This window comes from Pseudomonas algeriensis (assembly GCF_048847255.1).
Classification (GTDB): domain Bacteria; phylum Pseudomonadota; class Gammaproteobacteria; order Pseudomonadales; family Pseudomonadaceae; genus Aquipseudomonas.
Genome location: NZ_JBKKRK010000033.1, coordinates 1 through 11952 on the forward strand (window position 1 = coordinate 1; position 11952 = coordinate 11952).

Below are 11952 nucleotides of genomic sequence, written 5' to 3' on the forward strand. Positions count from 1 at the left end.
CCAAAAATATCCGCCCCGGCAACGTAAACCCTCGCAACTTCAAAAGCGCCATCGGTCCGGCATCCAGTTCGGTGCGCAGGTGCCACGTCAGGCCCAGGCCATCGGGCGCCTTGAGCACCATGCGGTAGCGGCTGTCGCCATCGTCCAGCGCGGTGAACGTGGCCTGTTCCAGCAAGCGGATCAGCCCCCAGGCGCCGGCGTAGTCGGCGAACAACCGTTCGCCGGTGTGGACGCTGGTCCACGTCAGGCTGACGCCGGGGTAGTCGCTGCGTCCCGGCCAGCCGAAGCGCTGCCAGCGCTCCTTCTGGTTGAAGTAGTGGTGTTTCTCTCCGTTGAGGATGAAGGTGGTTTGCACCACATCGCGCACGCCTTTGCCGCTCAGTTCAAAACTCAAGCCCAGGCCGCCGTCGGTGTAGAGCACGTCGGCCAGATCGCTCAGTTGATTGACCGCCTCCAGGAATTGGGGATTGACGCGCAAACCGCGACCGTGGCGGGGATCGGCCACCCAGCGGTTGCCTTCCTTGCGCAACACGCCGCTCAACTGGCTGTGGAGAAAACGTTCGATGCGCCCCGTGTCGGCGCGGATCATTTGCCCCAGCATCGGCAACGAAGCATCGCTGGCCGTCGCGGCGAAGGGATAACGCCCGGTAAAGGCCGCGTTCCAATGCTCGACGATCGAACGCCGCCATTGGCTGTTGAGGCCCGCCGCCGACGGTTGCAGCACTCGCTGCCAGGCCTGTTCCAGCGGTTGCACGAACAGCGTTTCGCCCACGCCGCCCCATTGCGCACCGAGGCTGGCGGCCATCAGACGGCCATAGGACTGGGTATCGGTGAGGTCGATGCCCCGGCCCTGGAACACCGTCTGCGCCAGGGCCTGGGTCATTTCCATGGGGTCGCTGGCCGTGTTGATCTGTTGCAGTTTCAGGCGCACGCGGGTCACTTGGGTGAGGTAGGCCTGGAGGCTCAAATGGTCAGCGCCACCCTTGCCCAGCAAGGCCAACAACGGGCCGAACGTCGGATCCAGCGGGCCGCTCGGCAGGTCGGCCAGCGGGTCTATGGGCGGGGCCTTGTCCGGGCCGATGAGCTTGTGCGCGGACCTCATCAGCGAGTCGCCCAGGGCCGGGACGCGGGTGCCCGCTTGCCCTTGATAGGCCAGGGTATTGATCAACGCGAGCAACGGCGATTGGCGCACGTCGCTCATCAGCGTCAACTGGTCGATGACCTGTTCCAGGCTTTTGGGTTGATTGCCCCGCAGGCTGTTGAGAAACACCAGCCAGGCGCCCGCGTAGTCCTTGAAATAACGTTCGGTCAGGCGCGCCTTGAGCTCGCCGGGCGTCAAGCGCACATCGATGTCACCGGGGCGATCACTGAGCACCCAATCGATTTCTTCGCGGCGCGCCTGGGTGATGTCATCGATGGCCTGGCGCACCTGGCCCTCCCAGGCCTGGCGCGTGAACACTCCCGGCACGCTGGCCTTGCTGGAAAACAACCCAGCGGCTTTGGTGTCGCCCACCATCTGTTGCAGGCCCAGGGCTGGATAGTGCTGGGTGGCGTCGTCCAGCACCCGTTGATACAGGCTGGCCTCGGCGTTGCGTTGGCCCAATTGGTCGAGCAGCACCTGGCGCACCTGCGCCACCAACCGCGGGTCGGCCTCGATGCGCCAGTCCGGGTGCGCGGCCAGTTGCTCGGCGTAGAACTGCCACAGGTTCGGTGCGAGGGTCTGCCAGAGCCCTGACGAAATTCCGTCACGCGTGGGTTCGGCGTGGCCCAGGGTCTTGACCAACAAGGGCGCCTCGGCTTTGTCCGGGCGCGCCATCATCAGGTAAGCCTTGAGCTGATCGTAGGCCATACGCGTGCGCTCAACGCGCTCGGGGCTGCCCGGCGCCAGCTTGACCAGCGCCTCCAGTTGCCCGCGCAACCTCGCCGCCGCCGGGTCGCGCACCAGGCGGTTATTGGCCTCGACATACCGGGGCCACAACAGTTCGAGCAAGGTTTCATTGCGGTTCAAGCCAAAGCGCTGGTACCACGGCGCACCGGACACGACACGGTGATCCAGGCGAGCCAGCACATGGACGAGCGCTTCGAGCGCCAACAGTTGCTCCTCTTGGGTGGATGACTGTTGCAACGCCGTCGACAAGGCCTGCGCCTCGACGATCTGCGCCCGATTGCTCACAAAGGACAGCGCCATCCCCGCGCCCCACACCAGCGCCAGGCCCATGAACAGCCCATAGACGACTCGCGGCGCGCCCCACCCCAACCGCGCGCCGACGGCCTTGTCGCGCTGCACGCCGTGCCACGCCGGGTCCGGCCACCAGAAATGCTCGCCGTCAGCGCTTTGCGTCACGCGCAGTGGCAGGCTGAACCACAACCCTCGCAGCATCACCCCCGGGTTGAACCCACTCAACGACGGCGCCAGCGCCTGCCGCCAACGGGCAATGCCCTCGGCCTGCAAATCTCGGGACAGGCGCAGCAGGAAATCGTGGTGCATCCGCTTCTTGATCTTCATCTGGGCAAAGCCCTGGCAACGCAACGGCTCGACCAGATCCTCCAGGCACGCCTCCAACAGCGACGGCGTCACCTTGGCCGGCAACAGACAACCCACCGGCTGGCTCTCGCGCCCGTCCTGGGACCAGCCGCTCTCGCACACCTGCCACAAGTGCAACGGCAACCGTCGGCGTAGCCGCCGAGCCAGCCCCTGCAAGTGCCGCATGCCCTTGGCCAGCGTCACCGCATCGGTGCTTTGCGGTTTGTCCAGCGCCCAGACCACCCCATCCAGCGCCCGCCAACGGCGTAGGGTGAGCCATGGGTTCAACAGTGGGGTTTGCAATTCTTCCTGGACGCTGCCGCCCCATAGCAGCACGGTGCGTTCGCCTTCGAGCCATTTCTTTTTCGCCAGCTCCGGGGCGATGGCGGCGATCTGGGTGGGCTCGCCGACGATGAGCAGCAGACGGACCTTGTGGCGCCAGAGGGGGCCGTATTGGAAGCGGAGGTTTTCGCGTAGCCTGGCCAGCTTCTCTTCGTCGTCTTTCAAATCCGGCTGTGGATTCAATCGGGACGCAGCGACGCTGCCAATGCCTCCCGGCGTGGACCGCTGCGCCTGGCGTACCGTCAAACGATCCCAGGCCAATAAAATCATCGGGCAGAACCAAAAGAGCGCAACCCATGTCCCCAGCCCCCACAACATCAATTGCTGGAACGCGACTGGCGGCAATTCCAGGTGATGGCCCGCCAAGCGATACAGCAGGCAACCGAGCAGCACCATGAATGTCATGACCAGCAGGTAGCCTGACCCCAACCCTATCAATGAGCCCTTGGGCTCGCCGTTATCCCTTGCCATGAGGTTTTGCCACTCCAATTGCCAATCGTTTGTCCGCATCCTGGCTCAGCCAGCCACAGGGCTGTCCGGCCTCCTTTGCATGCAACAACGCCAACGACATGCCGATAAACGGCGCCAGATGCGCCAATTCACCCCAGTGCGCTTCCAATTGATGCTCGATCGCCGACCAGCCGCCGGCCATGAAGGCTTGCTGGCTGGCCTGGTCCATGGCCAGACAGGTCGGAGGGGCTTGCAGCCCGGCATAACGCTGCATCTGTGCGCTGAGCTCAGCGGGGGGGTCGTCAGTCTCGCCCGACAGGTATTCACCACGATGCAACAGCTGCCGCCCTTGACGACTCACCACCCACAAAAAACCACCTTCGCCAGGTGGCGTTGCTGCTTCGGCGCCCTGCACCGAAACCACCCCGGCGCACAGCAGCCAGTCCTCGGCGTGACGGCATTCTTGATTGAATATGTCGATCAGTTCGTCCAGGTCCGCCAGGTCTTGCAACGGCAAGCACACCTTTGGCAGCTCGGTGCCGTGGCTGCCCAGCACCTTCTCGAAGGCAGCCAGTTCGATTTCGTCGCCCGCCCAGACAATCGCCCGCAACCTCGGCCACCGCTCCAATATTCCGGTTTGCTCAAAAACCAACCGAGCCAGGTGTTGCGCCAGCGCCGGAGCACGCTCGGCGGACTGGCTGAGTATCACCGGGCAATTCAATGACGGCACCGCAGCCTTGGATCGCGCCATGGGCGTCGGCAGCGGCGTGTCGTTCATCAGGCCCCGATAGTGGATTTGATCATCACCGGCCGGCCCCAACACCAGCACCTCTTCCACCGGCAACCCCAGGCTTCGCCAGCGCCACCAGCGCTGTGTATCGTCGTCTTGGGTGCGGCGAAATACGTCGCGCCTGAACAAGCCGATCTGCCATGGCAACACCCGCAACGACAACGCCAGCGCCCAGCTCAAGGGCAACACAGCGCTCCACAACCACAATGCCAGGCGTGGCTGATCTTCGGGCCAGAACGGCACCAGGATTGCCAGCTGGACAATCCACAGTAGCGGCAACGCCAGCCACCAGCGGCCCCAGCGCGGTTCCCTTGGCTGGGCGAACGGCGGGTAACGCGGCGGGCGATTCATGGCTTCACCGATATAAACGACAGCGCCAAGGAGCTGACCAACGTACAACCGCAATCGCAGCGGTACCCGTCCAAGGCCAACAACTGCCCGTTGAAGCTGAACCCTCCCGCGCCTTGGGCGATGCGATTCTCGCCGTGCTTTTCGCAGCGGACCTTGTCCCCCACGCAGGACAGCGGCCGGCCGATCGCCAGGAAACGACCTTCGAGCACTTTGCCGCCGAAGGGGTGTAGAGAGTCGCCTAGGCGGATCACGGGCATCATGGCGCCACCTCCCCATCAAACTCCACCAGCACGCCGGCGAGCCGCAGCATCTCGTCGGTCCGATCGAGGCGCTGCAGATAGTCGTCCTGGGCGATCTGTTTCTTCTGCTCGATAACCACTTCGCCGATATGGCGCGTCGGCTGCAAAATCTTTTCCGCCCCCGGCAGAAACGGCACCACCGCCCCGCTGACCTGTTCGATCACCTGATAACCAATGGTCGCCGCGCCCATACCGGCCGCCACGCCACCCACCCCGCCCAGCGTGCCGCTGCGCTTGATGCCATACACCGTGGCGCCCGCCAGCACCGCCACCCCCAGCATCCGCCCGGCCACCACCACCGGAGACAGGTCACGACTGTTCTCATTGCCGAAATAGGTCATGCGATAAAAGAAGTAGCCGGCCCATAGCTCACGGGATGCCAACTTGTCGTGCATGAACCAGGCCCGTGAATCGTGGATGTGGTCATCGAACAACGCCACCAGCAGCGCCAGGCCAGGGTCCCGGCTGGGCCTGCCGAACCTGTCATCGAACAGTTGCTCGTAACGCAGCTCGCCCGCCGCCTTGATGCTGGCGTGGTCGCGCACCTCATCGTTCTCGTTGAGCAGATAGATCGTGTCGCGCATGACCACGTCCAGGACCGTACCGTACTTGCTGGTTTGTTTGCGTTCGATATCCAGATAGTCGTGCTTGAACTCAGTGGCGGCCTGGCTCAGTTGGGTCTGGTCGATCTGCGGTTCGTAGATCGGCGGGCCGGGATGATTCATCGCCGCCACGGGTTCTTTCTGGCGGTTCTTCAGCACGGTCCGTTTCTGGTCTTCATACTCGCTACGCTGTTGGTCCGTATCGTAGGCCGTGGCTTCCTGGGCCTCGGTGAAGAAAGGTTGATGCTTGTAGCTGTCGTCGTATCGATAGTGATCTTCAACCTGCTCGCGGTCATTGGCATAGCGGCCGATGCGCCAGCCGGTGATCCAGCCCAGTTGCTCGGCCAGGGTGTCTTCGACGGTGGTCGTGAGCAGCAAGGGGTGGTAGCCGTCAGTGGAAATGCTGCCCTGGTCCTCGGGCGAGGTCGTTTGCAGGGTCTGGTGGTGCCAGGCGTTGAAGCGTTTGATGACTTGCTGATTGACCACAAACTCTCCCACTGTTTGTGGCCCCATCTCACGCCATGATTTTTGTGTCTCAAGGTTCTTCGGCAATGCCGCTTCCGGCACCTGTAACGGAGCTCCGGCGGCAAATGCTGCTGCGTACAGATCGTGCAAAACGATCTGCGACACTAGCTCATCCGTACCGCCACGCGCCTTGCCCTGGTCGTTTTTCGGGTACCCACCGCCCACATCGGAGTGCACGCCGGGGTACACCACTTCATAGGTATTGGATGGGTAATTGCCATCCTCGTTACGAACCGAGTCCAGTGGGAAACAGGCACGTTGTTCGAAGGCCGCCACAAAGTGCCGGCAGCATTTGACGAAATCGGGAAATGTCTTCGCGTCCGGCAAGAGCTGGGTGTCATCGGCCCAGTCCATGTGCCCGGCAAAAAACGGCGTGACATGGGCGATACCCACCGACGCCACGGTATCCAGCAGGCCGAGGAACTCGATGCTCACCGGCAGGCCCAGTAAACTCTGTTCCGGTTTCTCGGCCTCATCCGGCGTGTCGAACAGCTGGCTCAGCCAGCTCACGAAAGTGCGCGCTTGCGCCGCGCCGCGGGAAAATCCATAGACGAAGAGCTTGACGCCCAGGACTTCAGGCCTGGCTTGACGGACATGGGTTTTCAGGGGTTCCAGCAGGCCCTGCATGACTTGGCGCCGCCGACCAGCGCCGAAGATGCTCATCATAGGAGCTATGTACGTGTCCATGGACTCAACGGCTTTTGCTCGACGATCTTGGGACAATGGCTTTTTGATCAGGGCTGTATGCAAGGCATCAGCCAAAGAAACAAGGGCCCAATTGATACGGTTTTCGCCACCTGTGGCGAACTTCAACCCCTCCTCGCTGTAATCCAGCTCGCCGATTTCTGGAAAAGGGGTTCCGACTCCGGGCATGTAGTAGGAAAAATAGCCACGTTCTTTTGCCGGCGTACCTCTGAGCGACGCATGGAACAGCTTCGCAATATTACTGGGATGCTCTTTCTTCGTATCGTTGTCCTCGTTATTGTTGGTCCCATCAAAAAACAAACTGATGTGCAAACTGTAGCAGCACGCGGAGTGCCGCTTTTGCCCTCGGGCATTGGTCGTTCGACGAAAAGCATTTTTCTCTGCAGTTTGTTTAATGTAGTTCTCGGTCACCTTTCGCATCTCTACGGGCAGACGTCCCCCGACGGGAAAAATCGGCGGCGCCCAAGCCTTAGCCTTCGAGTTATTGACTTTTACTTCGGGCATGTGGAGGGCTCCTTTATTTCCAACAGTTCTTTAATAGGGTAATTGGGTTGACCGTATACCGCACACGCGGTAGTAACCTTGAGTCGATTACAAGTCAGGAAATGCACTTTCAGATCACAGGACTCCGTCCCCAGCCATTCCGGAATTTCTACCGTAGCGCTATGCCGCCGGTAGTTAGCCGAATGCTTGGCATATGCTTCGCGAAACTCAATTGAGGTGACCGAAGGTAATTTTGCGTGTCGATTAGGATCCACCTCCCATTCAATATAAGCCTTCAACCCTGGACGCCATTTGGTCGGCATAATGATGCAACATGAACTGCCTCCTCCCCCGTCCGCCCTATATCCGTTAACCGATAACCAATTGATCGCATTCAACGTATGATTAACGGCTTCTATATTCCCTCCCGCCATCTCGTTGTCCGCTGAAGAACACCCATGTAGCATCAATCCCAGCGAGGCATAGAGCCCCTGCGACGCCCACCTTCTAAGCACCGACAACGGCAGCACTTTGTAAGCCCTCGAATTAGTTTTTATTTCGGGCATACGGCAGGCCCCTTCATTTCAAGCGGTTCTTTAATAGGATAATTGGGTTGACCGTATACCGCACACGCGGTAGTAACCTTGATTTGATTACAAGTCAGGAAATGGACTTTCAGATCGCAAGACTCCGTTCCTGGCCATTCCGGGATTTCTAACGTTGCGCTATGCCGTTGATAATTAATCTTGTGCTTTACCATAAAAACTCGAAATTCGTCGGTTCCTAAAGGCGGTGCATCCGCAAAAGGATCAGGATCCACCTCCCATTCAATATAAGCCCTCAAGCCTGAACGCCATTTGGTCGGCATAATGATGCAACACGAACTGCCTCCTCCCCCGTCCGCCCTATATCCGTTAACCGACAACCAATTGATCGCATTCAACGTATGGTTAACGGCTTCTATATTCCCTCCCGCCATCTCGTTGTCCGGTGAAGAACACCCATGCAGCATCAATCCCAGCGAGGCATAGAGCCCCTGCGACGCCCACCTTCTGAGCACCAACAACGGCCGCACTCTGTATGCCCTCGAATTAGTTTCTATTTCGGGCATACGGCAGGCTCCTCCATCTGTTTTTTTTCTTTGATGGGATAGTTCGGCTGACCGTACACCGCACACGCGGTAGTGACCTTGATTTGATTGCAAGTCAGGAAATGCACTTTCAAATCACAGGATTCCGTTCCTGGCCACTCCGGAATTTCCGCCGCTGCGCTATGCCGTTGATAATTAACTTTGTGCTCAACCATAAAAACTCGAAACTCATCGGTCCCTAAAGGCGGTGCATTTGCAAAAGGATTAGGATCCACCTCCCATTCAATATAAGCCATCAAGCCCGGGCGCCATTTGATCGGCATAACAATGCAGCATGAACTGCCTCCTCCTCCATGAGCCCTGTAACCGTTGACGGAAAACCAATTAATCGCGCCCAAGGTGTGATTGACGGCAGCCAAGTTCCCTCCCGCCATCTTGTTGTCAGGTGAAGAACACCCATGCAACATCAACCCCAGCAAGGCACAAGAACCTCGCACTATCGATTTGCGGAACATCAACTGCCTCATGGAAAAGTCCTTTTTATCAACTTCCTAAATCACGCAAAAAACCGCTTCGTCCGGAATCTTTTTTTTGCATGCGATCCGTTATGCAGCAATAGCCACCGCGACCATTGCCGGTCCTCCTTGGAACTAAAAAGCGCAGTTGCGCACATACTCGCTGAGATCGTTGAAGTAATTCTCTTTGCCTGCCTTTACGACCAGCCGATATAACAACGCGAAACGCTGCTCCTGGCTTTCCTCAAGCTGATCAAATTGGCCGCTATCAAAAAGCTGCTGCGCATCGGAGATGCATCCGATCAGGTCGCATTGCTCATCACTCAGTTCGACGGTGGGCGGTATGTCGATGCGCCCCCGTGTCTGGCTGGCGCCCCGTCGCCATTGCGGCTGGCCGTCCCGATCCAGCCAGCTCCAGTAACTGACAGGGAGCAGGAACTGGAGGCGCTGTTGGTCGCTCAAGATGGAGGAGATCAACAGAGGGAAGATTCGCGGGTCGTAGTACCGCAACAAGCCTGGCTGCCCACCCCAGTTCATTTGGGACAAGGTTTGCAGGGCCAGGCTGAGCGCGTCGAAGGGCAACGGTGAGATCGCGACCAATAGCCGGGCATCGGCTGCACAGTGAGTCATGAGTTCTTCCAGCCAGGCTCGATGTTGCCAATGCGCCAGATCCAGCCGCATCAACAGCGGCGCTTGCTCCAGCAGGTTTTCCTCCGGTGTGCCGGTAAACAACGAATGCCATGCTATCTCTGGCGTTATTTGTTTCAGGGCCGGGATAGCGCAGCTGTCCCAGTCGGACTGGTCCAGCAAAAGGTCCACTCGCTGTATGTCCGCAGTCACGCAGACGTGTTCTATCTGCTGTTGCCATTCGCTTGGCGCTGCCATGTATGTATTCCTTATTTCAGCTTTCACGCGGAAGAATTCCCACGGCGTTTTCGCGGGCCATCTCCAGGCATTCCTTGCACACCGATTGCGGCAAATCCGCCAGTGCAAAAGATTGCCCGGCAGGCAGTTCCCAGACGTGCTGCCCCTTGAGGTTCAGCTTGCCGGGGCTATGGATATCGATTGCGCCGGTCGGGGTAATCCGAATGAACCCACCCCCACACGCCAGGGTGAGGCCATTCTTCGCCGTCACCTGCACATGCCCCTGCACCGACTGCACGGTGATGTCCTGCTGGGCTTTCATGCCCAGCCCATCGCCGTGGGATTCGATGTCCAGGGGTCCTTTGCCGGAGACCAGGCGCAGGCCTTCCTGTTGGGCCAGCAGCGAGATGCCCTGGTTGGCGTGGGCCGACAGCCGCTTGGCGGCGGCGAGGTTGATTTCGTTGTGGCTTTGCAGGTACAGCGCGTCGCCGCTCTTGAGCAGCAGGCTGGCCGGGGTGACGGCGCCGATGCCCTGGGGGGCGCTGAGCAGGATGGCGGCAGCCGAAAGGTCTTTTGCGTCGGCCTGGAGTTGTTCCAAGCCGCGCAGGTCGGGTTTGCGGCTGTGGTGGGCCTGGGCGATGTCCTGCCATTCGGCCATCTGCTGTCTGGCACCTTCGACCTGGGCGGTGGCCGGGTTCATGGTGAGGACGTCGCCCTTGGCCTGGGTTTGCTCATCAGCACTGATAAACACCCCCTTGCCCGCACGAAGGGCGCCATGTCCATCGGTGCGCAACTCAAACCCTTCCCCCCGCTTCGTCTGCTCGGCATCCACCAGATGCCCCAGGTTCAACTGGCTCTTGCCGCTGTGCTCGGTGCTGAGCTTGATGTGCTCCTGCCCGCGGGTGTCGTCCATGCGCAGTTTGTTGTTGCTCGGGGTGCGCAGCACGTTGCGGCGCTCGTTGCGGGCGGTGACGGGGTCCGGGTGCCGGTCGTCGTGCAGGGCGTGGGCGATGTAGGGGCGGTCGGGGTCGCCGTGCTCGAAGGCCACCGCCACTTCGGTGCCGGCCTGCAGCGGGAAATGCAGGCCGTGGGTGTCGCCGCCGTAGGGTCGGGCCAGGCGCAGCCAGGCGCTTTCGCGGCCGGCTTGCCAGGTGTCGCGGTCGAACAGGAAGCGCACCTTGTAGCGGCCCTCGAAGTCGAGGTCAGCGTACGGCGGGTTGACTTCCGGGTGACTGACGCGGGCGGGAATGGTGCCGCTGATGCGCGGCTTGGGCGGCAGCGGTGGGCGAAAGCACACGGTTTCCGAGTAAGGAATCGCTTGGAAGGTGGCGATGAAGCTGCGGTCCCGGGCCGCTTCGGTGCGCAGGCTGACGATCACCGCGCCAAACTCGAAGGCCTGGGGCGCGCCGCCGGTGATTTCGAGCATCTGGGCCGGGGCCAGGGTGGCGCTGCTGGTGGTGCCGCTGAGGCGGGTCTGGTCGTTGAGGTAGAGTTCATGGCGCAGGCGCGCGTAGAAAAAACCACTTTCGCTTTGCAGGTCCTCGTCCAGGGCGTAGCGCTCGCCCAGCACCGTGTAGGGTTCGCCGTAGTGATAGGCCTCGCCGTAGGTGCCCTTTGCGCGGCGGGTATGGTCGACCTCGCCGTCGAGGAACGCGTAGGCCTCGCGATGGTGGTAGGCGCGAAAGTTGATGTTTTTTTCCACCACCTGGTGGGCGGTTTGCAGGTGCCAGACCGCGTCCTGCTCGCTGGCGCACAAGCCGGACGGCGGGCGACACGGCAACTTGACGCCGCGCTGGTAGTGCCGCTGATCGTCGTGAAACTCCACCACGTCGATGCTCAGGCGGTCATCGCTGACGACCCGGTACCAGATGCCGACATCAGCCAGCAGGCGCTCGATGAAGGCCAGGTCGCTTTCGTCGTATTGCATGACCTGTTCACGCCGGGGGTAGTCGCGCACTACATTGAAATAGAAATGCTGGCCCCGGAAATCATGGCGCGTGCGCAGGATGTGTTCGACGATCTGCGGCACCGACTGGTGCTGGTAGATCCGAAACTGCTTGCCCCGCGCCAGCAGCGCGAAACGCGGTTGCAACGTGATTTCGTAGCGGGCTTCGTCGTTGGAGCCGGACAGGCGCTTGAACGCCGTGATCGCGCCATTGAACGTGCGCAGCGGCTTGATCTCCGGCGGCGCGAAGCCCTTGGGCGTCGGCGGTGGCGGCAGCGGGTAAAGACTGAAGTAAGCATCCCGGTTGAGCAGGTCGGTGACCACCAGGTCGCGCTCGGTGCAGGTGAATTCGATGCGGTAGTGGTAGGGCCGGCTCAGGTGCTCCTCGCCGGTGAAGGCCAGGACGTCGAGATGGGCTGTGAGGTCGCAGACGCTCAGGGTGTGGCGGCTGTGGTCGAAGAAGGTGG

At 60.8% G+C, this 11952-nt stretch carries 9 protein-coding genes; all 9 read right to left on the reverse strand.

Features of this window, described 5'->3' with window-relative positions; genetic code table 11:
* A partial coding sequence (locus ACLK1G_RS25720; RefSeq protein WP_420767935.1) for an ImcF-related family protein occupies positions 1-3337 on the reverse strand: 3337 nt, incomplete at its 3' end.
* Positions 3324-4313 carry a hypothetical protein gene (locus ACLK1G_RS25725; RefSeq protein ID WP_420767940.1) on the reverse strand — a complete coding sequence of 330 codons (990 nt, stop codon included), beginning with the start codon at positions 4311-4313 and terminating at the stop codon, positions 3324-3326. The genes ACLK1G_RS25725 and ACLK1G_RS25720, both read right to left, overlap by 14 nt.
* Positions 4314-4453: 140 nt before the next feature.
* Entirely contained in the window at positions 4454-4717 is a 264-nt protein-coding gene (locus ACLK1G_RS25730; RefSeq protein WP_420767936.1) for a PAAR domain-containing protein, read from the reverse strand.
* The gene (locus ACLK1G_RS25735) at positions 4714-7092 is read right to left on the reverse strand and encodes a T6SS phospholipase effector Tle1-like catalytic domain-containing protein (protein WP_420767937.1); all 2379 of its coding nucleotides are present in this window, start codon (positions 7090-7092) and stop codon (positions 4714-4716) included. Before ACLK1G_RS25735 ends, ACLK1G_RS25730 begins: the two co-directional genes overlap by 4 nt.
* On the reverse strand, positions 7080-7538 hold the full coding sequence (gene tli1a, locus ACLK1G_RS25740) for a Tli1a family immunity protein (RefSeq protein WP_420767941.1): 459 nt from the start codon (positions 7536-7538) through the stop codon (positions 7080-7082). Before tli1a (ACLK1G_RS25740) ends, ACLK1G_RS25735 begins: the two co-directional genes overlap by 13 nt.
* A gap of 86 nt (positions 7539-7624) precedes the next feature.
* A complete protein-coding gene (tli1a, locus tag ACLK1G_RS25745; RefSeq protein WP_420767942.1) occupies positions 7625-8083 on the reverse strand; it encodes a Tli1a family immunity protein in 459 nt (152 codons plus the stop codon).
* 86 nt (positions 8084-8169) lie between these two features.
* A complete protein-coding gene (gene tli1a / locus ACLK1G_RS25750; RefSeq protein ID WP_420767943.1) occupies positions 8170-8676 on the reverse strand; it encodes a Tli1a family immunity protein in 507 nt (168 codons plus the stop codon).
* 135 nt (positions 8677-8811) lie between these two features.
* Positions 8812-9561 (reverse strand): toxin Tle1 chaperone Tla1, encoded by a 750-nt coding sequence (gene tla1 / locus ACLK1G_RS25755; protein WP_420767938.1) that lies wholly within the window; start codon positions 9559-9561, stop codon positions 8812-8814.
* A 16-nt stretch (positions 9562-9577) separates the two neighbouring features.
* Positions 9578-11952 (reverse strand): type VI secretion system Vgr family protein (locus ACLK1G_RS25760; protein WP_420767939.1); only part of this gene is annotated, 2375 nt, incomplete at its 5' end.